The organism is Phycisphaerae bacterium (genome assembly GCA_035384605.1).
Taxonomy (GTDB): Bacteria; Planctomycetota; Phycisphaerae; order UBA1845; family PWPN01; genus JAUCQB01.
This window is the reverse complement of sequence record DAOOIV010000015.1, coordinates 1-24,919: the sequence shown is the minus strand read 5'-3', so window position 1 is coordinate 24,919 and position 24,919 is coordinate 1. Positions and strand designations below refer to the sequence as shown.

17 protein-coding genes are annotated in these 24,919 nt (G+C 61.8%); 6 read left to right on the top strand and 11 right to left on the bottom strand.

Features of this window, described 5'->3' with window-relative positions; genetic code table 11:
- Positions 1 to 9 precede the first annotated feature (9 nt).
- Positions 10 to 1,668, bottom strand: coding sequence for a biosynthetic-type acetolactate synthase large subunit (ilvB, locus tag PLL20_05850; GenBank protein HPD29498.1), 1,659 nt, complete (start codon positions 1,666 to 1,668; stop codon positions 10 to 12).
- Positions 1,669 to 2,154: 486 nt separating this feature from the next.
- Here ilvB and PLL20_05845 point away from each other — a divergent pair, with 486 nt between their 5' ends.
- A complete protein-coding gene (locus PLL20_05845; protein HPD29497.1) occupies positions 2,155 to 3,525 on the top strand; it encodes a sulfatase in 1,371 nt (456 codons plus the stop codon).
- 86 nt (positions 3,526 to 3,611) lie between these two features.
- Here PLL20_05845 and PLL20_05840 read toward each other — a convergent pair whose 3' ends face one another.
- Together PLL20_05840 and PLL20_05835 are read right to left on the bottom strand one after the other, a co-directional pair.
- On the bottom strand, positions 3,612 to 4,958 hold the full coding sequence (locus PLL20_05840) for an MFS transporter (protein ID HPD29496.1): 1,347 nt from the start codon (positions 4,956 to 4,958) through the stop codon (positions 3,612 to 3,614).
- A 197-nt stretch (positions 4,959 to 5,155) separates the two neighbouring features.
- Positions 5,156 to 5,590: a hypothetical protein gene (locus tag PLL20_05835; protein ID HPD29495.1), complete on the bottom strand. Its 435-nt coding sequence runs from the start codon at positions 5,588 to 5,590 to the stop codon at positions 5,156 to 5,158.
- A gap of 574 nt (positions 5,591 to 6,164) precedes the next feature.
- On the opposite strand from PLL20_05835, the gene PLL20_05830 reads away from it, so the two are divergent.
- Entirely contained in the window at positions 6,165 to 9,434 is a 3,270-nt protein-coding gene (locus PLL20_05830) for a hypothetical protein (GenBank protein ID HPD29494.1), read from the top strand.
- 73 nt (positions 9,435 to 9,507) lie between these two features.
- Here PLL20_05830 and PLL20_05825 read toward each other — a convergent pair whose 3' ends face one another.
- On the bottom strand, positions 9,508 to 10,908 hold the full coding sequence (locus PLL20_05825) for a sulfatase-like hydrolase/transferase (GenBank protein HPD29493.1): 1,401 nt from the start codon (positions 10,906 to 10,908) through the stop codon (positions 9,508 to 9,510).
- A gap of 150 nt (positions 10,909 to 11,058) precedes the next feature.
- Here PLL20_05825 and PLL20_05820 point away from each other — a divergent pair, with 150 nt between their 5' ends.
- Entirely contained in the window at positions 11,059 to 12,123 is a 1,065-nt protein-coding gene (locus tag PLL20_05820) for a DUF933 domain-containing protein (protein HPD29492.1), read from the top strand.
- On the opposite strand, the gene trpC is transcribed toward PLL20_05820, so the two are convergent.
- Positions 12,113 to 12,934, bottom strand: a complete 822-nt coding sequence (gene trpC, locus PLL20_05815; protein ID HPD29491.1) for an indole-3-glycerol phosphate synthase TrpC — start codon at positions 12,932 to 12,934, stop codon at positions 12,113 to 12,115. The genes PLL20_05820 and trpC overlap by 11 nt on opposite strands.
- 101 nt (positions 12,935 to 13,035) lie before the next feature.
- On the opposite strand from trpC, the gene PLL20_05810 reads away from it, so the two are divergent.
- On the top strand, positions 13,036 to 14,046 hold the full coding sequence (locus PLL20_05810) for a CPBP family intramembrane metalloprotease (GenBank protein HPD29490.1): 1,011 nt from the start codon (positions 13,036 to 13,038) through the stop codon (positions 14,044 to 14,046).
- Between the two features lie 23 nt (positions 14,047 to 14,069).
- On the opposite strand, the gene PLL20_05805 is transcribed toward PLL20_05810, so the two are convergent.
- From PLL20_05805 to PLL20_05785, 5 genes are all read right to left on the bottom strand, one after another.
- Positions 14,070 to 16,163, bottom strand: a complete 2,094-nt coding sequence (locus PLL20_05805; protein ID HPD29489.1) for an alginate lyase family protein — start codon at positions 16,161 to 16,163, stop codon at positions 14,070 to 14,072.
- A 313-nt stretch (positions 16,164 to 16,476) separates the two neighbouring features.
- Positions 16,477 to 16,827 (bottom strand): hypothetical protein, encoded by a 351-nt coding sequence (locus PLL20_05800; protein ID HPD29488.1) that lies wholly within the window; start codon positions 16,825 to 16,827, stop codon positions 16,477 to 16,479.
- Positions 16,828 to 16,871: 44 nt separating this feature from the next.
- The gene (locus PLL20_05795) at positions 16,872 to 17,762 is read right to left on the bottom strand and encodes a prepilin-type N-terminal cleavage/methylation domain-containing protein (protein ID HPD29487.1); all 891 of its coding nucleotides are present in this window, start codon (positions 17,760 to 17,762) and stop codon (positions 16,872 to 16,874) included.
- A 333-nt stretch (positions 17,763 to 18,095) separates the two neighbouring features.
- Complete coding sequence (locus tag PLL20_05790; GenBank protein HPD29486.1) at positions 18,096 to 18,629, bottom strand: hypothetical protein; 534 nt, start codon at positions 18,627 to 18,629, stop codon at positions 18,096 to 18,098.
- Between the two features lie 28 nt (positions 18,630 to 18,657).
- Positions 18,658 to 20,481: a HAMP domain-containing sensor histidine kinase gene (locus PLL20_05785; GenBank protein HPD29485.1), complete on the bottom strand. Its 1,824-nt coding sequence runs from the start codon at positions 20,479 to 20,481 to the stop codon at positions 18,658 to 18,660.
- 211 nt (positions 20,482 to 20,692) lie between these two features.
- Between PLL20_05785 and PLL20_05780 the strand changes: the two genes are divergently transcribed.
- Together PLL20_05780 and gndA are read left to right on the top strand one after the other, a co-directional pair.
- Positions 20,693 to 22,210, top strand: a complete 1,518-nt coding sequence (locus tag PLL20_05780) for a hypothetical protein (GenBank protein HPD29484.1) — start codon at positions 20,693 to 20,695, stop codon at positions 22,208 to 22,210.
- A gap of 251 nt (positions 22,211 to 22,461) precedes the next feature.
- The gene (gndA, locus tag PLL20_05775; protein HPD29483.1) at positions 22,462 to 23,868 is read left to right on the top strand and encodes an NADP-dependent phosphogluconate dehydrogenase; all 1,407 of its coding nucleotides are present in this window, start codon (positions 22,462 to 22,464) and stop codon (positions 23,866 to 23,868) included.
- A 105-nt stretch (positions 23,869 to 23,973) separates the two neighbouring features.
- Here gndA and PLL20_05770 read toward each other — a convergent pair.
- Positions 23,974 to 24,919 (bottom strand): hypothetical protein (locus PLL20_05770; GenBank protein HPD29482.1); only part of this gene is annotated, 946 nt, incomplete at its 5' end.

The window sequence follows — 24,919 nt, the reverse complement described above, 5'->3', positions numbered from 1 at the left end:
GGTGCTGTGTCAGGACATGCCGCCCATTTCCATCTCGTGCAGGCTCTTGCCGACGGCCACCATCGGATAGACATTCTCCTCGCGGGCGACGTGCGCGTCCACCACGACGGGGCCGGGCGTGTCAAGCATTTTCTTGATCGCCTTGGGCAGGTCTTGCGGATCCTTGACCTCGATGCCGGTGCATCCGAAAGCGTCGGCCACGCGCGCGAAGTTGGGGTTGACCATTTGTGTGCCGACGTACCGGCGTCCGAAGAACAGCTCCTGCCACTGACGAACCATGCCCTGGAACGCGTTGTTCAGGATAACCACCTTCACGGGGATCTTGCGCTCGGCAACGGTGGCCAGTTCGCTGCAGGTCATCAGGAAGCTGCCGTCGCCATCGATGTCGATAACAATCTTGTCAGAAAGACCGATGGCCGCGCCAATGGCCGCGGGGAAACCATAGCCCATGGTTCCCAGGCCCCCCGAACTGATCATCTGCCGCGGGAATCGCCAGCGGTAGAACTGGGCCGCCCACATCTGGTGCTGGCCCACGCCGGTGGCAATGACCGCCTCGCTGTTGGTCTGACGGCAGATTTCCTCGACAACCGCCTGCGGCTTGATGACGCCTGCTTGGGGCTGATAGCTGAAGGGGAAGCGTCGCTTCCACTCATTGATCTGGGCGAACCACTCGGCACGTTCGCGCCGCTCGATCAAAGGCAGCATTTCGCAAAGCACTTCCCTGGCATCGCCGACGACGGGGATATCCACATCGACACTCTTGCTGATGCTCGATGGGTCAATGTCGATATGGATGATCCTGGCATGGGGCGCGAAGGTATCCAGCTTGCCGGTCACGCGGTCATCGAATCTTGCACCCACGGCGATCAGCAGGTCGGACGCCTGGACGGCGTAGTTGGCGTACGCGCTTCCGTGCATGCCCAACATGTGCAGAGCCAGATCGCTATCGGCCACCTCGTCGAACGCGCCCAGCCCCAACAAGGTAGTCGTCACGGGGATGTTGCCGGCACGGGCGAGCTTGCGCAGTTCGGCCGAGGCATTTGACGAGATGACGCCGCCGCCGACGTAAAGGACCGGCCTCTCGGACGCGTTGATGGCTTGGGCGGCCAGCCGGATCTGCCGCTGGTTGCCCTTGCAGCGTGGCCGATAGCCGGGAAGAAGCGGCTCCCTGTTGTTGCCATCATCGGGGATGGAGACCTGCACATCTTTGGGCAGGTCGATGAGCACCGGTCCAGGACGCCCGGTTCGGGCGATGAAGTAGGCCTCGCGGATGATCCGCTCGAGGTTGTTAACGTCCTTCACCAGAACGTTGTGCTTGGTAACCGGACGGGTCACGCCCACGACGTCGGCCTCCTGGAAGGCGTCGTTTCCGATCGCGGCGGTAGCAACCTGGCCGGTGATGGCCACCAGCGGAATGCTGTCCATGTAGGCCGTCGCCAGAGCCGTCGTCAGGTTGGTAGCCCCGGGACCGCTGGTGACAATGACCGTTCCGACCTTGCCCGTGGCTCGGGCGTAACCATCGGCCATATGCCCGGCGCCCTGCTCGTGCCGACTGACGATAAACCGGATGGGCGTATCATGCAGGGTGTCGAACGTGGGCAAGATGGCCCCTCCGGAGTAACCGAAGGCGACTTCAACACCCAAGTCAACCAACGTGTCGTGGACAATCCTGGCACCCGTTTTTCGGGCCGGGGGTGAAGATGCTGGTCGGGACGACGTAACTGTAGGCGCAGAAATGGTTTGCGGTTGCGCGGCCATGGTTTTCTCCTTTCCAATAGGTTTCCATGGTTGCCACCGGGGCACCGCAAGCACCGATGGCCGAGCCTGACCGGCTTCAACCGGCCCTGCTACGGGGTTGCTCCCACGGCAACCCGCGACAGGCGGCTCGTAATGTCGAATTATCGTTCAAATACCGGGGTCCCTTGAACCCCAAACGGTCTGCGACGCAGGCCGTCTGGTGGTATTCTTACACACAACCGTCGGTATTGCAAGGGCTGCAGGGCCGTCGCGCAGCCCTGAGCCTCACGTCCTTTGCCGAATCTTAGGTCCCCACCTTGGCCCAGACCGTATTGCCGCTCGCTTGCCAAGCCGACGTTTTGCCGGTCTACTCAGCCTGCACCGTCGGCAATCGAAGACTGGACTGGAGGTGGCACTATGTGGCGATTCGCACCCGCAGTTGTGATTTGCGCGATCGTGGCGGGGAGCAGCCAAGGCGCGCCTCGCAACGTGGTGCTCATGATCGGTGACGACCACGGCATGCAGGTCGGTTGTTATGGCGACAAGGTCATCAAGACCCCCTCCATGGATCGGCTGGCATCACAGGGCACGCGGTTCGCCAATGCCTTCGCGGCGGTCTCCAGTTGCAGCCCGTCGCGAGCGGTCATCCTGAGCGGGATGTTCACGCACAGTAACGGCCAGTACGGCCTGGCGCATGCCACGCACAATTTCCATTCGTTTCACGACGTTCAATCGTTACCGAGGCAGCTCAAGGAGGCCGGTTATCGAACCGCGATCATCGGCAAGTACCACGTGCAGCCGGAGGAAACTTATCCGTTCACCGAGACGCTGCCCTGTCCGGGCGGGCCGCGAAACGTCGCCGCCATGGCCGAGCAGGCCCGCAGGTTTATGGGGGCCCAAGGCGACAGCCCTTTCTTCTTGCTCGTCGGCTACACCGATCCGCACCGCGATGCGAAAGGCTTTGCCAACAGGCCCAAATACGACGGCATCGAGACGATCACCTATAAGCCCGAAGACATGATTGTTCCGCCCTGGCTGAGCGACCACCCGGAGGTTCGCAAAGAGCTGGCAGAATACTACCAATCGATCAGCCGTCTCGATCAGGGCGTCGGGCTGATGCTCAAGGCGATTGCCGACACCGGTCACGAAAACGACACGCTGACGATCTATGTGAGCGACAACGGTCCGCCCTGGCCGGGGGCCAAGACCACCTTGTACGACCCCGGTATTCACTTACCTCTGATCATCCGAAGCCCGCAGCAGAAAAAAGCCGGGGTCGTTAACGAAGCGATGGTCAGCTTCGTGGATCTCACGCCGACCATCTTGGAATGGGCCGGCGTTGAGAAGCCTTCCAAGGTGTTCGGCCGCTCGCTGTTGCCGATTTTAGAGGAAACACGACCGGAAGGCTGGGACACCGTTTACGGGTCGCACATCTTCCACGAAGTCACCATGTACTATCCCGCGCGGATGATCCGTACCCGCCAGTACAAGTACATCCTCAACCTGGCACATCGTCTGGAGTTCCCTTTCGCCTCGGACCTGTGGGGGAGCGACACGTGGCAGGGGGTGCTGAAACGGGGCGACAACCAGTATGGTAAGCGAACGGTGGACGCTTACATCCATCGCCCTCGCGAAGAACTGTACGATCTCCAAGCGGATCCCCACGAGACGAAAAACCTGGCCGGCGATCCGGCACATGCCCAGACAGTGGCCGACCTGCGCGCACGGTTGCTGGAATGGCAGAAGAAGACCGAAGACCCGTGGCTGGTCAAATACCAACACGAATAAGGCTCTTGGGAGGTCCACGGGGGGCAGCTCTTCAGTGACTCGAAGAAGGCAAGAGGCTGACGGGAAGAGTTGTCGGTCGCCAGTTGTCAGTTCCCGGTCTCGCGCACGGCAACCACTTCAGAACCCCGAACGGGCGTTGCAGGTAACAGCGGCGTCACGGGGTCGAGAAACATCCAGCAGAACGTTCCCATGAAATAGGCACCGGCAAACGTGTAGAGTACGACGTCCCAATTATGGCCCGTCCGCACCAGCAGAAAACCCGTGGCGAGCGGGCCAAGGCTGCCGGCGAGATTGCCCATCATGTTCATGCCGCCGGAGAGCGTGCCGCAAGCCCTGCCGCCGACGTCCATACAGACCGCCCAGCTCGGCGGCACCGCAAGGTCCATAAAGAAGCTGGCCAGGCCCATGACGATCATTGCCGTAAGGGGGCTGTGGATACTCACGGACACGGCCGTGCACCCGGCGGCACCGAGGCAGCCTGCGCAGGCCATGAGGCGGCGAATCCTTCGGGCGTTTCCGCCTTTTCTCTCGAAGTGGCCGCCGATGAACCCGCTGCACAGGGAGCCCACGCCGCCAAACAACAGCGGTATCCCCGCCAAGACGGCACCAGTCCCGAGTTGAAGGCCACGAGCTTCCTTGAGGTAGGTCGGCAGCCAGGTGATGTAGAAGGTCCAGCCGTAGCTCAGGAAAGCGTATTGAGCACAGAGCAGCCAGACGGTTTTTGATCTGAGCAGTTTTCGCCAGGGCACGGCCTGATGAACCGGCGCGGTCTCAGAGGCAGTTGGGATCAGGGCCAGCTCGGCGGCATTGACGTGGGGGTTATCTCGCGGGTCGTCGCGATACCAGCGGTAGAAGAAGACGGCCCAGATGACACCCAGCAGTCCGAAAGCGCCGAAAGCCTGTCGCCAGGAAAGGAACTTGAGTACCAGTATCACCAGCAAAGGGGTAAAGGCTCCGCCCCAGCGGGCGCTGAGCCACATGAGTCCTTGAGCGCGGACCCGCTCGCCTCGCGGCAGCCAGGTGGCGAAAGCTTTGGTCACATTCGGGAAGCAGCCGGCCTCTCCGGCGCCGAACAGGGCTCGGGCCGTGACCAGGGAGGCCAGATTCCATGCCCAGCCGGTGGCCACGGTGAAGAAGGACCACCAGACTACGACCCGCATCAGGACTCTGCGGGCGCCCCACCGATCGCCCATCCAGCCGCCGGGTATCTCAAACAAGGCGTATGTCCAGAAGAACACCGCAAAAGCCAGGCCCATTTGAACTTCGCTGAGGCCAAGATCCTGCCGAATGAATGGTGCCGCCTGGGAAATGCAGACCCGATCGATGTAGGTCACGACCGCTAGCGTCACGGCAAAGACAATGACCCAGAAGCGGGTACGCGTCGGGGCGATGGGCGGTGCCTTCGAGAGCGGTTCCTGAGCGGTCTGAATCATGCCGATGCAATCTAAGGCGGACCGCCTTTTTGGGGGCCGCAACCCAACCGTCCTACGATGCAGAAACATGCGTGCAAACCGCACAGATGTCCAGCCGTAAGGTGCTAACCATCCGGGACCGGGACGGCAAAGCGCCCGAAGCAACCAAGATCACAGCAGCGATCCTGCCGAGCCGCTTCTGGTCACGCAGAGAACGCTCAGCCAATAACGTTCTCGCTGATCTCCAGAGCGGTGGGCACGTCAGGGTGGTCGAAGGTGTAGATAATGATATCCCCGCAACCAAAGTCGCCACCGTCTCGGAGAATATCCGTGCTGGCACTGGGACCAACGGTTCCGACAAGGCTCAGGTCGGCTTTCTTGATCAGAATGGCCTGAAGGTCCTCACAATCCTTGAAGAACGTGACCGCCTGACCGGGTGGGATAGTGTAGGTCAGCTCTGTTCCAAACTCCCTGAGCAACTCCTGAAGCACATACTGATTGTTGCTGATTCGAAGCTCGACGATGACCGGGTAATCGCCGTTGTTGACCAGTTGGACGGTCGTGGCTTTGCCCTGAAGCAGTTTCATCAGGTCGCAAGCCCCGACCAGCGGCAATACCAACCCGACCAAGGCAAGACAGGCAAGACGTTTCATCGCGGTCTCCTTTCCGCAGCGCAAATGGCCTTCCATGAGATCTGCCGGCACCCCGCAGCCTGGCCGGCTTGCGACAATTATACCTCCGAAACCGACATCATGACGAGGGAGTCAGGTCTGCTTGGATTGCCACACGGCGGCTTTCGGCACGAGTGTCACACGGGGTTCGGCCGCTGGATCCGATCGGATGGTCGATTCGGCATATGCCGAATTGCCGACGGTGGACCGGCCAGACCAGAACGTCCGCATCTTACCGATTCCGAATCCGAACCGTCCAGCGCAAGTACTTTAGTACCATGAGGATGCGGTTTTCCAGGAACCAACTGTTCCTTTGGGGCATCTCCTTCCAGAACGGGTGAGAACGTTGTACAATAGGGCATCAACCCCGTTCCAAGGACCGTGAAGGGACAGGGGTGGTTGCGCGTCCGATCAGCCGCGCGTCGGGTAAAGGATGACGCTCCCGCGCGAGAGGCGATCACTTGGTTCGGTCGGCACCGAGTCCTGCGAGGACTCGGCAACAACGGCCCGCAACACGTCGCAGTCGCAGGTCAAACGCGAGGAAGGGAACGAACCCATGCGCCCCAAGTCAGTTCTGACAACCGTCATTCTTTCATCATCAATGGTCACGGTCTTTGCCAAGGCTGATCTCACCTACAACTATGAGATCCTTTCCGCCGGAGTCGAGGCGGGGGGGTTTGTTCTTCCTGACGAGACCTTGACGTTCGTGGAGCAGGTTTACGACGACACGCCGGAGCCCTACAACCACCAGGCCGAGCTGATCACCAATACACTGACCGGCAGAGGGCTCAGCATCCTGGATGTGTCGATTGCTCCTGACAGCTACGACTTTCAGCACATTGACGCGGCGCTGCTTGACCTTCAGGCCGAGCTCACGGAGACGGGCTATTCGAAGGTTTTTGCTCAAGGCGACAGCTATTTCCAGTTCTGGGTCCAACCAAGGGACAGGAACTACGAGTATGTTGTCAGGGTGGAGCAGGAATATGATGATGGGCTGGTGCCGGCGTATCTTGCCGGAGGCGACCGTGCCTTTGACCTGTTTGCGGTCCTGGAAGGTGTCGGAAACACGACCCCGGGCGAAGCGGGCTTCTGGTATTTCGTCGGAACACTTGCCCCGGGGGTTGATTACCACTGGTACGGCGGCGTCCGGGCAGCAGCCGAGAGCAACGGCCTTCTATCAGGTCCCTTCAACGCCCGCTTACGGATGGATTTCACCCTGGTGCCTGAGACGGATGACTATCTTTGGATCGGACCGGACCGCGGACTGTTCGCCGAAAGCTCGTTCTGGGACCCGTCAGGCACCCCCTGGGAAAACGGTCGCGCGATCTTCAATTCGCCGAGCGGCGCCGATCAGACCGTCCTGTTCGACGACGATCACCGGACGGGCCGACTGGTGGTGACCGCGCCGGCGGGCCAGAACACTGACGATCAGATTGTGTTGGATCTGGATGGCTGGAACTACTGGATACTCAGGGAATGGAACGACGTATACCGGGCTTCTCTCACCGTCGGCAACACCGCAAATGCGACGGCCAACCTGGCCATTGTCGACGGCCACGTTGACGCGAAGGACGTCGAGATCGGTCTTAACGGAACCGGGCAGCTGACCATCGGTGAGGACGGCGTGTTCACCGTCGTTGCTCACGGCGTCAGCGTTGGGACTCAAGACTATGGCTCACTGCACATCGTTGACGGTGGCTGGATGCATCACGGTCACGGATTCGTCGGCCAGTTCGCCGGCTCGCACGGCACGATCACCGTCGACGGCACGAAGCCGTCTGACCCCAACGTGCGTTCCTATTGGCAGGCCGGCGGCTGGCTCGGCCTCGGCGATCAGGGGGAGGGTAGCTTGTATGTGGCCAACGGCGCGGACGCTGAAACGGGCAAGTGCGACATGGCCTGCAACCCGGGCTCGACGGGCATGGCCGACATTTCCGGCGACGGATCACAATGGGAGTTGCAGTCCCATTGGGAGGTCAGTCTGATCGTCGGCAAGTCCGGATCAGCTTCTGTGACCACGTGGGACGGCGGGTCGGTGGTCAATCGAGGCGAAATGCATCTCGCGGAAACGCCGGGCAGCACGGGGACGATCGTGCTCGTTGGACCGGGCAGAGACAATTCCGGCGCGACGATCCCGGCACTGGAATGCGAACAGCGTCTCACCGTGGGCTACGGTGGGGTTGGCGATTTCGAGCTATGGGCGGATGCGTGGGCTGTCGTCCACGGGCCGGTCATTGTGGGCACCGACCCGAATGCCGAAGAGAGCAGCTACAGCCAGGTTATCGTGGACGGGGCCGACTCTCTGCTGGAAGTCTCCGGCAAGGATGGTGCGGGCAGCTACATCGGGATGGAGATCGGCCGGCAGGGCGCCGGCAATCTGCTGAGCATCACCAACGGCGGCCAAGTCACCACCGGCTATACGACCACAATCGGCGGTGGCGGCGGCGACGCGACCCTGCTGGTTGACGGTTTGGACTCTCTTCTGCTGTCCCACTTTCAGTTCGAGGTTGGCCGTGACGGCCCGGGCGAGGTAACGGTGAGCAACGGCGGCAGGATCTATGTCGATGGCTCCAACACGGACCCGGAGTGGGACGACGGTTTCAAGGGCCTCACTCACATCGGCATGCGTTCGACCGGGATCCTGACGGTCACGGGCATGGATGGCGGGACGCCTTCCACGTTGGAGAGCATGGCCCAGATCTCACTCGGCTCGAACACGGGCGGCAATGGAACGCTCAACATCGAGGACGGCGGTCTCGTCGTCTCCTGGAAGCACGTTTCCCCCACTGAAAGTGCCGGTATCGTCGGCCGAGGCGCAGGGGGCACCGGCCTGGTAACGATCAAGGACGGCTCTACATGGCAGATGCCTGATGGCGGCTTGACCGTCGGCTGGATGGGCAAAGGCCGTATCGAGATGGCGGGCGGCTACATGTTCTCGACCTATGGGGTCATCGGCCGAACACCTGGCTCGCAGGGTGAGGTGGAACTGTCCAACCCGACCGGGTCAGATCCCTCTCATTGGGATATCGATGGCCCGCTGGCCATCGGCGGCGATCTGGCCGGGACGGTCGGCGGCACCGGCCGCCTGTTCATCGGGCGGGACTGCTGGGTATGGACGTCGGGCGGCACAACCATCTACACCTCCGGAACACTATCTCTAGCCGAGGGCGGAATCGACACTGATATCACACTTCACGGAACGATCGAAGGCGTCGGCTGGATTGCTCGCCCCGTGACCAACGTTTCCGGCGTGGTGCACCCGACCTATACGGGGACGGGTGCTCTTCGCGAGCTGACCTTCAGGCAAGGCTACGTCCAGCAGTCGGGAGGCACGTTCCTGGTCGACGTGGCCGGAGACGGCGACTCCAGCGTCATCGTCACTTGGGATTCCGCCTACTCAATCTCGCTGGCCGGGAAGCTGAAGGTCAAGATCCTCAACGGCTACATACCGGCGATCAATTCGAGGTTCCTCATTGCGCACGCGGAAGGCGGCATCATCAACGAGGCATTCGACACGCTGGACCTGCCCACCATCGACGGCCAGCCCGTGTTCGAGCTGTACGCGGAGGGCACCAGTCTGCTCTGGCTGCGGACCCTTCGCGATTACCATGCCCCGGTCGATTACGACGGCGACGGCGACGTTGACCAGGACGATCTGGACATCTTCGAGGCCTGTGCCACCGGACCGGGCATACCGTTCGCCGACGGGAATTGCGCGAAAGCCGATCTCGACCGGGATACCGACGTAGATCAGACTGACTTCAGCACCTTCCAGCGCTGCTACAGCGGCGAGAACGTGCCGGTCAACGCCGATTGCGCGAACTGACGCTGGTTAGACTGATGACGCGGGTCTTCGTTGCGCCCGGCAAGTGCGACCTTGCCCGACCGGTGTGGTGAGGTCACCGCTCGTCCGGGCGAATGTACTCTTGTCCGACGGGGTCGGCGCCGGCCTCGACGTACTGCTCGAACCAGTCCAACATGCGTTTGCGAAGCACCGTTCTCAGTTCCCGATGTTCAGGCAGATCCACCAGATTGGTCGTCTCCTGAGGGTCTCTGGACAGGTCGTACAACTCGAAAGGCCCGCCGTTGGCCCGGTGAATGTACTTGTGGGCGGCGGTGCGGATGTAGCGGAGCTGGCCGTACTCGCCTAGTACGGCGTCGGGCCAGTCCGGCTGCTTCTCGCCGCGAAGCATGGGGGCGAAGCTGCCGCCGGGCAGATTCCGGTCGGTCGGGGTCTTTACATCCAGGTAATCAAGAACCGTGGGCATGAAATCGTACGCACTGACCATCGCGTCCACGGTCGCGCCGGCCGGAAGACGCCCGGGATGGCTGAAGATCATCGGCACGCGCAGTGAGGTGTCATAGGCGTTTCGCGGATTGGTGCCGTTGCCCTTGCCCCAAAAACCGTGATGACCGGTACAAAAGCCCTGGTCACTGGTATAGACCACCAGCGTGTCACGAATCAGCCCCAACATCTCGAGTTCCGCCAGCAGGCGGCCGACGGCCCGATCGACCCCCGAGCAGGCGGCAAAATACTGCTCGAGCGGCTCGCGCTGGTTGTGGAGGCTCGTCAAACCCGAAGCAGCCCACGGGTGCGGCGCCAGCGTGGGGATTGACGCGAACGGGACATCGGCAAACAGGTCGACCAGTTCCTTGGGCTGGCCGGTGTACGGGCTGTGCGGGGCGTTGTATTGGATGTTCAGGAAGAACGGCCGGTCGCGGTTGGTTCTTAAGAACTCGACGGCCTTGTCGGTGATGCGATCCGTGATATAGCCCTCGGCTTTGACCAGCTCACCCTGCCAGATCATCTCGGCGTCGTTGTACTGGCTGCCGCCTTGTGGCATCGCGTACCAGAAGGTATAGCCGGCGCGGGCGTGGAGGCTGTCGCCGAGATGCCACTTGCCCGACAGGCCGCAGACATAGCCGGCCTCGGCGAGAACCTCGCTGATCTGTTTCTCGCGGGGCAGGCAGTACCGTGCTCGCGGCCCCATGTTTTCATGCTTGATCCAGTCATGGATGCCGTGCTGGGAAGGGATCCGTCCGGTGAAGAACGTCGCACGGCTGGGCGAACAGACCGGCGTCGTGGCAAAGGCACGCGTCATGCGGACCCCGCCGGCGGCCATCTTGTCCAGGACGGGCGTACGGGCCTCTGAATTGCCGTAGCAACCCACCGACCAGGCCCCCTGGTCGTCGGTCATGATCAGAACGAGATTGGTCCGGGTGCCCGGGGCGGCCGTCGCCTGCGACCCCGCGGCCAAAGCGGAAACAACCATCGTCACGAGGCGTTGTTTTCGACCCATCGTGTGCGCTCCCTGGGTTGTGAGCCTGTCTTCCGGAAAGCAAGCATCATCGTAGCGACGTCGCGACCGCAGCGGAAGCGATGGGTTGACCGCTTTGCGCCGGAGCATACAATCGCCCATGCCAATGTTTCCTGAGAATCGGGAGTTGCAATGAGAATTGCGTTCGTGGGCCCGCCACTGAGCGGCAAGTCAACCCTGTTTCGGGCGGTCACCGGGCAAGCGGCTCCAAGCCACCCGGGACTGGGCGAGCACCTGGCGGTGGTGAAGGTGCCCGACCCGCGGCTGCATTGGCTCTACAACCACTACAAGCCCAAGAGAATGGTCGAGGCGACGATCGACTGCCTCGATGTTCCCGGTTTCAGCCATGAGACCGCCCAACAACAAGCGGAGTTCCGAAAGAGCCTTCCGCACCTTCGGCAGGCCGACGCTCTGGTGGCCGTCGTGCGGGCTTTCGACAGCCCCATGGTTCCCCCCTACCGCGATCGGGTTGACGCTCGCGCTGATCTCGAAGAGCTGGTCGCAGAGCTGATCTTCTGCGATCTCGAAGCGGTCATGAACCGGATCGAAAAGATCGAGAAGGCTCTAACCAAGCCGACCAAGACCCACGAGCCGGAAAAACGCGAGCTGGCGCTCATGAAGCGATGTCAGGAAGCGCTGGAAAACGAAAAGCCCATCTCCTCGATCATCGAAACCGATGAGGAACGTAAGACGCTTTCCGGCTACCAGTTCCTGACCGAGCTGCCACTGATCGCGGTGATCAACGTCAACGAAGATCAGGCGGCCAAGCCGGCACCATTCGAATGGCCGCAGGCAAAGGCCACCATTGCGCTATGTGCGGAGACGGAAGCCGAGATCGCCGAGCTGCCGCCTGAGGACCGCAAGGCGTTCCTGGAGGACCTGGGCGTGAGTGAATCGGCCAAGGATCGTCTGATCAAGACGTGCTACGAGGCCGTGGGACTGATTTCCTTCCTGACCGTCGGCGACGACGAGGTGCGGGCTTGGTCGATCAAGAGAGGCAGTGACGCCGTCGAGGCGGCGGGCAAGATTCATACCGATATCGCCCGGGGCTTCATACGGGCCGAGACGGTCGCCTACAACGATCTCCATGCCGCCGGTGATATGAAGGCCGCCAAGGCCGCGGGCAAAGTTCGCCTCGAAGGCAAGACCTACATCGTTCAGGACGGGGACGTCATCAACTTCCGGTTCAACGTGTGACCGGCACGGGACCCAGCAGTTCAAGCACCTTGGCGGCGACGTCGGGCGATCGCATGAAGGTCTCGCCGATGAGCAACGCGCGAGCCCCCGCCTGCGTCAATCGCTGGACATCTGCCCTGGTCTTGATGCCGCTTTCAGACACGAAGACCACGTCTTTGCCCACCTGCTTCGCCAGCATCTCCGTAGTCGCCAAGTCCGTCTGCTGGCTCTTCAGATTGCGGTTGTTGATCCCCAGCAGACCGCGCTTCCTGTTTGGAAAACCGACGACCGACTGGAGTTGCTCCAACGTCTCGGGCTCATGGACCTCAATGAGGCTGGCCAAACCGAGCTCGTAAGCCAATTCGAGCAGGTCGGCGAGACGAGCCGGAGGAAGAATCTCGCCGATCAGCAAGACTGCGTCTGCCCCGGCCACGCGGGTCTCGTAGAGCTGGTACTCGTCGATGATGAAGTCTTTGCGCAGCACGGGAATCGGCACGGTCTCTTTGACCCGGGCGATGAATTCAAGAGAACCGCCGAAGTAGGTCCGATCCGTCAGGACGCTCAGCGCGTCAGCCCCGACGGAATGATAAACGCGCGCCAGATCGACGGGATCGAAGTCGTCCCTGATCAGGCCGGCCGAGGGCGACTCCCTCTTGATCTCGGCAATAAGATTGACGTCTCTTGCGGGGGACTTGGCCACGGCGCGTATGAAATCGCGCGTCGGCCGTGTATCTCGTAAGGCAACCTTCAATTCAGACAGGGGCCTCCGCCTTTTGGCCGTTGCCACCTCGCCCCGCTTGGTTTCCACAATCTGATCCAATATATTGCCCACGTTCGAGACTCCTGTGACGACGACGTTCACACATGCCGAGAAGGCTCGTTTCCTGAAGCGGCATTGTAAGCGATCCGACGGGTGGATACGAAGAGGCCCCCATGATGGCCGTGCTCGCCGTGCTCTCAGCGAACACCATGCAAACCATTGACCTCAGCCTGCTTGTCGCAGGCGGGGTTGTTATCGTGGCCTTGGCGGCCAAGTGGTGGCAAAGCGGACGCCGCGACCCGCTCTGCGGCTCACCGATCCGCCTTAACCGCCTGACCCCGGTCTGGTTGTGGTTCTGCGTGCTCGCCCAACTGCTGGCCTGGATGATTGCAGGCCAGGCGGCTTCCTGGATGGACGGCACATCGGCTGAGACGCTTGCCGGTTCCGCTTCTCGACCTGTCGCCCCCGTCTCTTCCGGCGAGAGTGATGTTCTTCCACCAGACAGTCAGCCGATACCCCGGGCTTTGACGTCGTCACCCGCCACCGCGGCCACCGAATCGAATCCGTCTCCCAAGCCCCGATCAACCGTGCTGGCGGCCAACCTGGCACAAGTGCTCATGATCGCCGCGTGCTTGGTGCTCGCAAGGATGACTTTCCCTCGCGGCTGGAGGCAATTCGGCTTTGGCCGCCGACCGTTGAGCAAGGACATGCCGTGGGCTCTGGCAGCCTGGCTGGCGGCCTTGCTGATCTGCACCATGCTCTACTGGGGCAGTATCGGGCTGTGGAGACTCCTGTGGCCAGACTCCGTTCCCCCCGAGCACACGGTGCTCACTGTCGTGAAGGACGCTGAAGCCGGGCTCGGCGTACGGATCATCGCGATCGTCGGCGCGGTCATTCTCGCTCCGGTGGGCGAAGAAATCTTCTTTCGCGGGCTCCTACAGAGCGGCGTCAAGAAGCTGGCTTTTGTTCGCCGGGGTTCCTGGCAACACCGCTGGATGGCCATCGGCGTGGCGGCCGGCCTCTTTGGTCTGATGCACACGGTCACGCCCCAGCACATCCCGGCCTTGATAGCACTCGGCATGATTCTGGGGTACGCATATGAGCGCAGCGGCTCACTGACGCTGCCGATCCTCGTGCATATGCTTTTCAATGCCAAGACGCTGCTATGGGTAGCGCTCGGGTAAAGGAACCGGAGCGATCCCGGCCGTCAGAGCGCCGGCACCAGGTGTTTGCGCGTTGTTTCACCGGCCTTTACCTGGTAGACGAGCATTCCATTGTGCCTCGGCAGAGTCTTGAACTCGACCTCCTCGATCTCGCTGCCGATGAGCCACACGGCCGCGAAGATCGCCTGCTTCTCCTTCTTGCGGACCATGATCATAGGGATGCTTGGCGAATCCGGCTGGTCGGTGGACGGGTAGCCGCAGAGGATCACACGTTCGATCCCCGGATCGAGCATCCGCAGCCGCAAACGCACCTCGCCATCCTGCCACTCCATTCTGATTGGCCCGGTCGGTTTGAAACTCTGGGGGTCGCGAAGCCATTTCCATGCCGCGCCCTTGGGCAACTCGAAAGGCTCGCGTGACGCCAGATCAGGATTACCGGACTCGGACATCCTGGCGTGGCCATCGAGGATGTGGGCCACCCAGTCGATCTGTCGCGGCTTGGCACCGCAGTCGACCTGGAACACGTCAAGCACGTACTCCGGGGTCATCGCTATGGTCCGCATCTGGCGGATGCCCTCGTAGAGGATGCCCCTGTCGTCGGCGGCGGTGACGCGCTTTTCTTCGGGCAGATCGCGGAACTCTATGAGGCGCAACATCTCGGAGCTGCAACGCTGGTCGCCGCCGTCGATCATGACCGTGTTCTGGCTCAGGGCGCCGCGGTTGAGCTCGCTCTGGATCTTGCTGCTGAACGCGTGGGGCACGGTCGCCCGCCCTTCGACGTCGGAGACCAGCATGCGTTTCTGGCCGAACAACGTGAGGCTGAGCTTGTCGGCGTTGGCATGAACGCCGCTGCGGTCGTACGTCAGGAACGCGCACCAGGCGTCGGTGTCCCAGTAGAGGTCGTCCTGCTTCGATCGGAGGAAGGCGTACCCGTGCTCGGGCAGCAGAATCGAGCCGATGGGCGGTGAGGGCACGTTCTGAGGCAGCGGTGGGGCGAAGAGCATCGTCACCGAGGGGTTCTCGCTGTGGCTGATGAGCCAAGCGTACTTGGAGTCGCCCCACAGCAGCCAGCAGGTTTCGTACAACTTGTTGTCGTACAGCCGCTGGTGGTGGCCGTAGGCATCGCCGACGGGCGGGATCATGCCGTCAGCTGACAGGACGTTAAACATGGCGTCGAACGACTGCTTGAGCATGCGGCCGTTGCCGGCAACCAGCCCGTGCAGGCCGGGACTGATGCCCAATCGCCGCTGACAATCGGCCACGATCAGCATCGGGGCGATGGCCGCGAACTGGTAGTTGAGGCTGCTTTCGCACCACAGCCCGTCGTCAGTCAACCCGTCTTCGAGCAGGGACACGAGCCCGCGCCGGCCATGGAGACAATAGTCGACCATCTCGGGGCGGTTGTAGAACATCCCGAGCAGCCCGAGCATCATCTTGTGCCACGCCAAGTGATTGTTGATGCCGCCGCCGACGTCATTCTCGATCCAGTAAACATCGTTCTTGGCGACGGCCTTGGCCATCCGAGTCAGGCAGGCATCGATCGCCTTTCGCTGACTCGGCGGAAGGGCGGGCAGCAGGGCGTCGTAGGCCTTGAGCATCGACAACCCCCAGCCGGCATAATTCATCCCCACGTCGAAATGCTCGGGGGCGAAGGAGTAAGGAGTAAGGTTCTTAAGCAGGGCGACGGCCTTGTCGGCATACTCCTGCTTGCCGGTCAACAGCCAGGCGACGGCGAGAGTCGCGGCCGGGTGAGCGTACGCTCCGGGCCTGATCGCCGTGTTCTCGAAGACCTCCGGATAGGTCTCCTCCCACTTCTTGCTCTTGGCCTTGTTCCACCAGCTTTCATCCAGCGGTTTGATCTCGATCTGCAGGTGCTTGTCCGCCTCGGCCTTGAGGTTGTCGAGGATGGCCCGAGCCTGCTCGTCGGTATCGAGGCGCGCCGTGGCCCGCTCGATCTCGTCCTGAGTGAAAAAGAGGCGAGGACCGGCGGCTTTGATGGCCGAGGCGTCCAACGTGCCGATGTCGAAGGGCAGCCCCTTCGATGCCTGCGTCTTGTCGGCCCCTTCGGCACGTTGAGAACATGCGAGCAACATGAAACACTGCATGACAGTCCATATCAGTACCAGGTTGCGGTTCACTATCGCGGTCCTCCTTGAATGACGATTCGAGTGCAAACGGTGGGCGATGATACCTTCGGAAAGATAGGTTTATCAACCGGGGCATTGCATACGGCAACGCTGCGGAGCGAAGAATAGCGAATGCAGAATCGAGGATGGGGCTTGTTTGGTCGCCTACGGCGTAATGCACCGGTGCCGGCGTTTTAGTGCAAGCCAGGAAACCCTGCGAGAAGGCCGCCTGCAGATAACCTGATCCGCGAGCACAGACCCTACATACCCCGTCCGATTGTTCCTGGTCGGATTTCATGCAACTGAGGGGTTAGCAGTCCGCCGTTCAGGATTGGGGTTCCCAGGGTTTGCCGCAGTGCGAGCACGACTGCGGCACCGCATAGTCTCGGGTGCGCGGGTCCATGAGCGGAATGAGCTTGCCGCATTGGCTGCATTTTCCCGAAGGATAGGCACTCGATCGTTTGCACGAGGGGCAGGGCTTGGGCCAAACCTCGTCCTTGACGTCACCGGTGATCTGGATGGTTGCGTCGGCTCCGCAACGCGTGCAGATCACGTTCACGGCCTGGGACTTGTCGCCGGCTTTCGAGTTGGTATCACGTCCGCAAGCCACAAGTAGCATTGCACCGATAAACAGGTAGAGAGCCACGAACAACGTCGATTGTGCGATCCGCGTCATGTTTCACACCTCTGTCTGGTTCAGGTGGTCGGGGTCGGCTCGGCTCACGGCCATCCGATGCGCGTGCCCCTGACCCATTCGACGTGCGTGTCGCCGAAGATTGCGTTTGTGCCTCCGCCGGTGCTGGTCCGGTGGCTTCCCATGTCGATCCGACGACTTCCCATCTCCATATGTTCACCGATGGCACAGTAGATGACCGTCACGCCGCCTAACCCGGCAGCCTTCTGAAGGCGGGCCTCGCCGTCCGTCCACCGCCGGTGAAGCAGGTTCTTGATGGCCGGGTCGCTTGGCGGCTTTCCGGTCTGGCGTACCTGATTCCAGGTCATGACGGAATACTGGGGCAGGCCGTCTGTAGGCCGGGACCAGCCTACGGGTTCAGAGTAGACCTGCTGATCTCGAACGATGTCCTCCCAGAGCCACGTCTGGTACGACTCCATGACACCGTTCCACTCCCACAACGTATGCGGCGGTGCGAATCCGACGTGCCTTAAGTCCCAAGGTTGCCGGCCCCGCTCAAACGGGCAGACGTAGTGGGCTGGGAGAAAGCGTGCCTCGTAGTCGTCGCGGGTGTCAGATGACCAAGACTCGTTTGGATCGAAGTGTTGGCCGGTGGTAGAAACGCGCTTCGACAGTCCGAAGAGGCCCTTTTCAACGCTGCGAAGGGCCACAGAGAGAAAGACTGCCCGTGCCGGAGCGTTGTACACGGGCCCGGAATGCCAGTTCAGCATGATCGGCACGTATCCCTGAGCCTCCGCCTGGTAGATGCTCATTGCGGTTGCGATCTGCTTGGCGCTTGCCTTGCAGTGCGTGAGCTTGGCCTGATTGCGTGCTCCCTGGAGCGACGGGAGAAGAATCGCGACCAGAAGTGCCAGGATCGCAACGACGACCAGGACTTCGATCAACGTGAAGGCTTGATGGGTCAGGCACCGGCGCATAATCGGTAGCTCCCCGCACGCGGCGGACTATCGGAACCACAATTGATGCAACGGGTGCTTCCCCGGGGGCAACGGCGAATTATACCGCGCGCCAGCTCTCTTGCCAAGGTATCTCCAAAGGTTCCCCGGGAGCGAGGGTACATCCCTGAAACGGTGGCACAGGTATCGGCGGCCGTCACGGTAGGCCGGTGTCCAGGTCGCCACCGCGACCGAGACCTGCCGAGAACGGACAGGATCACCGGCAGGTCCCATCCGCTGCGCGGATTTCGACCATGTCCTGCCTTCGGAAACGCCACCGAAGACGGGATACATTCCGAGAACGATCGTCGGTCGTCACAGGAGGCTCCAGAACAGGCCGGCAAACATCAGGAGGCCGACTGCAAAACAGAAACCGGCGATTGCCCAGCAGACGTGCTCAAGTACCGTCAGGCCGGGCCCACAGATCAGGCGGATTCCATGGTTCTTCAGAGCCCAGGGAGGGATGGCGCCTCGTGCCGTCGCGACAGTTCCCGAGAGGTAGGCAAACCCGAACCCAATGCCGAGAACGGCAACGAACCCACACAGGGGACCGCGAGCCGGTTCCAACCATCCCATTGACGGCAGTCTGCTGATCACAATGAACGCCGGCGCCGCCAGGAAGGCCAGCGTCCCTTTGAGAACGTAGTTGATGCCGTTTGTTTTGGCATTTGTGGGGCGAATCCAGTACGTCTCGGGCTTGTTCGGGTCAAAATCCTTCCCGCACTCCGGGCATCTCGGCTCGGGCAGGTGGTCGATGATGTACCCGCAATCGAGGCATCGCCTCGGTGCAGAACCTTCGTCGGCTTGCCTTTGCGATAAGCGTTCGGCTTGAATGGGGTCATGGCTCACGAGAAGGGCACCATGCGGCCGGGTCGCGTCAGGCACGAAGCGGGATCGGCGGGCGTTCGGCCGACTCGGGGCATTCAACGGGGAGCTCGACGATGAACCGCGAGCCTTGGCCGAGTTCGCTTTCCACGCGAATGGTACCGCCCAGCATTGTGCAAAGCTCCTTGCTGATCGCCAGCCCCAGCCCGCTTCCGCTGTGCTCGCGGGTCACCGACGAGTCCAACTGATGGAATTTCTCGAAGATCCTGCCCTGGTCTTCCGGTGCGATGCCCGGCCCGTTGTCGATCACTGCCAACCGCACCCACCGGCCACCGGCGAGCACGCGGACTTCAAGGCGTACCGATCCTCCTTCCGGCGTGTACTTGATGGCGTTGCTCAACAGGTTAAACAGGATCTGCCGCAGTTTGCCGGCGTCAGAGGTCATCATCGGCAGGTTCTCGTCAATGTCCGTCGTCATGACCAGGGACTTCTTCTCGATGTTCGGGCGCACGAAATCGCACAGCGCCTCGCAGACGTCGCGAAGCGAAAAGACGGTGCGATGCAGCTCGATTTTGCGGGCCTCGATCTTGGCCAAGTCCAGCAGGTCGTTGATCAGGTCCAGCAGTCCGCGGCCGCTGACGAGGATGTTGTCGGCAAACCGGGCGGCCCGTGCGACGTCGATCTGCCCACCGCTGAGCATGGAATCCCGCAACAGGTCCGCAAAGCCGATAATCGAGGTCAGCGGAGTACGAAGCTCGTGGCTGACGTTGGCGAGAAACTCGCTCTTGATGCGGTTTGACTCGAAGAGAGCCACGTTGGTTTCGGCCAGTTCGCCGAGCTTTGCGTCGAGGGAACGGTTGGCCGTTTCGAGTTCGGCTCGGGCCTGCTCCAGGCGAACGAGCATGTCGTTGAAGGCGTCGGAAAGCTTTTCGTACTCATCGCCGGTCTGGAGGCTGGCCCTGGCCTGAAGATCGCCGCCGGCGATCCGGCCCGCCAGTGCGGTTAGTTCGCGAACGGGAGCCAGAATCAGCCGTTGCGAGATCAGGTAGAAAACCAGGATCGCCAGGAACCCGGCCAGCAGCCCGGCCAGCACGAGGATGGCGCGAGTAAGGAATCGTAACTCATCCGTGATCGGCGCGGACAGACTGATGTCAATGATGCCGATGAGCGGGTGGCCGGTTGACGGCGAAGAGGGCGATCCCCTGACGGCCTGAATGTATCGGTAGACCGTCGGTCCGTCCGGTGAGCGCATCGGCCCACCCTCGCCGCTGGAGCCTTCGTTGAGCATTCGTTCGACGCAGTTCTTCTGGAATTCGTCCAGCGGCGGATACCACTGGTTACCGATGGCGAATGCGCGTCCCAAGTCGGCGGCCGCCCGGCGAATCGCTTTCAGGCAATGATCTCGCTTGTGCTCCGGCAGGGATTCCCATGCGAATCGAGCCACTTGCCAAGCGGCGGGGGGATCCCATCGCCGCTTCAGCTTCTCCACGACCGGACGCACCTGCGCAGACAGGTTGCCGATGAGCCGTGCGAATTCCTGCCGCTGCTGGGCGGCGACTTCTTCGCTGTCGGCCGGCAGCAGCTTGATCACCCGTGGACGGCACTCTTTCAGAAACGGAATGACTTTTTCGTTGACTTCCCACCACTGGTCAAGAGCCTTCTGCTGTTGGCGCCAGTCGGCGGCGGCCGGGTCGATGCGAGCGGCTGCCACGGCGGCCAGTTGCTGGGCGCGCTGGACGTGCATCTGATCCACGAAAGAACCCATGTAATAGCCGGGCACGAAGAGTGCAGCGGCAATGATCAAGAGCACGGCGAGGCCGAACAGCAACTGGCACTTGCGGGCCAGGGAGATCTGGAACAGCGAAAGCAGCCTCATGCCCGGCCATTGTACACACCGCCCGTGAGGCTCGCACTGCCCGGCGGAAGATGGCATCGGAGGCCGGCGGTGCGTAGACTGGTATCGCTTTCGACCGGCCAGTTGGGGACGAGCGGGCTCGGCCGGGTCGAGGCTGCGCCGGGCAGGGCGGCCGCAAGTACCGCCTGCCGAATCGGCGAGAGTCGTCAACCGACAAGGGCACCAGGAGCTCATGCGAAAGCGAAGGGTGGCGGCAGCCTGGGGGACATGGCTGATGGTCGCCGGGGTGGTCGCGGCCACAGTGGCCCATGCCCTGTACTACCAGAGCGACCTCTATCGCCGGGGGCTCGAAGCCGATCTGGTCGGCTTCTTCGGACTGCCTACTGAGGTCGGGAGCATCTCCCCGCACAGTTTCACAGCTCGGCAGCTTGACGATGTCCGCGTCTGGCTGCCCGAGAAGCGGGACCTCGTTTTTCGGTGCCCACGGGTGATCTGGGACAAATCGGGCGCTCCCGGCGGGCACGAGGCATCGCTCGACATCCATGAGCCGGTGTGGCTGCTCGGCTCAGAGGCCTGGCGATCGCATGACTATACCCGCCTCCTGCAGGCCGGTCTGAAGCACAACTTCCAGGCGGTGAAACTCGGGATCGTCCGACTGCACGGGGCCCGTCTCGAATGGCAGTGGCCGGGCTGCAATCTGCACGCGGATGGAGTCGACGGCAAGCTGGTTTTCGATGTTCAGGGAAGCGGGCACGCGGATCTTGTCTGTCACCAGTTCAACGGCCATGTCACTTCCGCTCCCATCCACATCTCGGCCCGGATCGATCCCGAGGCTGACGACCTTCTGCCTGAGGTTGTGCTGGTGGTTCCGGAACTGCCTCTGACGTCACTGGGGCTCGACCAGATACTCCAATCCCCAGTAACCCAGGGGTCTTTCTGCGGGACGATCACGCTGATGCAGTCGCGAGGGGGCGACCGGATCGTCTTGTCGGGTCGAGCGGAAAAGGTTCGTCTGGATGAGTGGACGAAACGAATCCCCGGCGGTGCCGTCTCGGGCCTGCTCGATCTGACGATCGAAAAACTGGTCGTGCAGGACCGCCAGTTGCGAGAATTGCGGTTCAGAGGAGAAGCCGCGGAGATCGCGGTGGACCCGCTACTGGCCAGGTTCGGATGGCCGCAGCTTGGGGGTATCGCGAGGCTTCGCGTGCTGGATGGACAGGTCGCTGAGGGCATCGTACGCAACCTGCACGTGCTGGGAAGCTGGGACGGCGGCTCGCTTGACGGTTTGTGTCAGAGGCTTTTCGGAAAGACGGGGCTGGAGGGGCGACTGCGAGCCCGCATCAATTCACTGGTGATCGAAAACGAACGCATTGCCGGCGGCGACATCGAGCTGTCCGGCGAGCCTCCCGCCGGCCAGACCGGGACGATCAAGAAGGCTTTGTTGACGGAGGCATTCGAGAAGGTGTTCGGTTTGTGGCTGCCGAGCCAGCTTTTGCCTGATCGTGTTCAATACACCCAGATGGGAGTCAGAATCCTGATCGATCATGAGGAAGTGCGCGTCCTGAGCGGGCTGGGGCCGGCCGGTCCTGCCCTGATCACCGCGAGGATTCTGGGCCAGGATCTGCCCTTGGGCGGTCAGTTGGACCTCCATCTGAGCATTGATCAGCTTCTCGATCAGGTCAAAGGGCAGCTTAATCTTCTGCCCCCCGACCTCCGCAGACGGCTCTTGACGGCGACGAGACCGACTTGAACTATCGCAGATGGGTCGTAGAATCTTGCGGTCCCGGGCAAGAGCCGGTTTGAGCGGGGTGTCCGGCTGTTGGCTGGTCGGGGACTGCGGACCCGCCGGCTTCCCCTTCAAACACGGGTAAAACTCTGGGCTTCCGGCTAAGTCCGTCGGCCTTCTTGCGGGTCGCAACCCAAGCGCACGGCGATCCAGAGACATGCGCGCAAGCTGCACGGATGTCGGGCCGGAAGGTTCTAACGAGTGGAGAGCGACTGATGGCAAAACAGCAAGTGGGTCTGATCGGCTTGGCGGTAATGGGCGAGAACCTGGCTCTCAATATCGAGAGCCGCGGCTACTCGATGGCCGTGTTCAATCGAACGTACAAGAAGACCGAGGACTTCATGAACGGCCGGGCCAAGGGCAAGAAGTTCATCGGGGCCAAGACCCTGGAGGAGTTCGTGGACGCCCTCGAGAAGCCTCGGAAGATCATCCTGATGGTCAAGGCCGGCCAGGCGGTCGACGACTTCATCAACATGCTGGTTCCGCTGTGTGACAAGGGGGACCTTTTCATTGACGGCGGCAACAGCCATTTCCCGGACACGATCCGCCGCAACAAGGACCTGTCGGCCAAAGGCTTCCTCTTCATCGGGACCGGCGTTTCGGGCGGCGAAGAGGGTGCCCTCAAAGGCCCGAGCATCATGCCCGGCGGCCAGAAAGAAGCCTACGACATGATCGCCCCCGTTCTGACGGCCATCGCCGCGAAGGTCAACGGCGAGCCGTGCTGCACGTACATCGGTCCCGACGGAGCCGGCCACTACGTGAAGATGGTTCACAACGGCATCGAGTACGGCGACATGCAGTTGATCTGCGAAGCATACGACATCATGCGCAAGGCCCTGGGCCTTGAGGCGAAGGCCTTGCACGAGGTGTTCAAGAAATGGAACGCCGGCGATCTCAACAGCTACCTGATTGAAATCACCACCGACATCTTCAAGCGAATCGATGACGAAACCGGCAAGCCGCTGGTGGATATGGTGCTCGACACCGCCGGGCAGAAAGGGACCGGCAAGTGGACCAGCGCCTCGGCTTTGGATCTGGGCATCGCCGCCCCGACGATCGCCGAGGCCGTGTTCGCTCGTTGCATCTCGGCGATCAAGAAGGAGCGCGTCGAGGCAAGCAAGCAGCTCAGCGGACCGTCCCCTGGCTACAAGGGTGACAAGGAGGCGTTCATCCAGGCGATCCACGACGCCCTGTACGCGTCGAAGATCTGCTCGTACGCTCAGGGTTTCCAGCTCATGCGGGCGGCCAGCGAAGAGTACAAATGGTCTCTCAAGTACGGCGAGATTGCGATGATCTGGCGGGGCGGCTGCATCATCAGGGCCCATTTCCTCAATCGCATCAAGGAAGCCTACGACCGCAACCCGAATCTGGCCAATTTGCTGCTCGATCCGTATTTCAAGGGTATCATCGACAAGAGCCAGGCGAACTGGCGCAAGGTGGTCTCGACCGCGGCGGATCTGGGCATTCCGGTGCCGGCCTTTTCATCGGCGCTGGCCTATTACGACAGCTATCGGAGCGAGAAGCTGCCCGCCAACCTGCTTCAGGCCCAGCGAGACTATTTCGGGGCCCACACCTACGAGCGCATTGACAAGCCAGGCGTGTTCCACAGCGACTGGACGTAGGCACGCGCCGTTGCTCCATAGGTGCGTCGGTCGCCGAGCCGTCCAGCGGCCGGCTGTTGCGAACCTGCGTCAGGTCGCGAACGAACAAAATGCCGCATCGGGTGGTTACGGAGAGGGGGAGTCTGCTTGTTCCTCCGGCGGCGCGGCGGGAGCGGCATTCGGATGCGAGATGCCCAGCGCCAGGCCGGCGGCCCTTGCCTCGGGCACGACCTTGCGAGGCTGGGTGCCGTGAAAGAGCAGCGCGAAGATCGCCGCGCAGCACGCCTGGATGCTCAAGCCCAATTCGACGCTGCCCTGGAACTGCCCCCATATCAGAATCATGGTTCCCACCGGCCCGCACGCCGACAGTCCGGTCACAATATCATCTAGCGGCTGCATGCCGGAGAGACCAAAACGGATGAAGTCGAGAGCAAGAGGACCGATCCACGTGCAAAGGACGAAAAGGAAGACCATCACGGCCGACTTGCCGGTAACACGGTAAAGAATGCGCATGAGATAGCTGATTGTGATCAGATTGAGCGCGATCGTTACGGCCGTGTATCCCAGATTCCGGGTCATCGTGGAAGTCCAGGGCGAGTGATACACGCGCATTTCCCTTGCGATCAGGGCCAGGGGAATCGTGCACAGAATCACCGTTACAGCCAACACCATGATATTGGGCGACAGCGGTCTTGAACCGATCGCCACGTCCCGCAGGAGCCGTCGTTGATGGTGCGCCGCCGCCAGCCGCGCGCTTGCCATCACAGGCACGATTGCGACAAGAACGCCGAGCAGTGTGGAAGACACAATCTGAACCGCGGGGGGCAGCGGGTCCCCCGGACCGAGCGATCGGGGGCCGGCGCTGCCGAAAAACCGGTCCATGCTGACGATCCCCAGCCATGTGAGTGTTGCCCAGAAGGCTACCAATGCCAGCCCCATGAGCGGAGTGAATGGCAGGACGTCCTCACGGTGGAACTTGCGAGCGGCGCCGACGAAACAGAACATCGCCAAGGCGGCCTGTGCGGGAAGCGAGACCTTGAAATCGATCGACGGACCAGTCCCGGAGAACGCT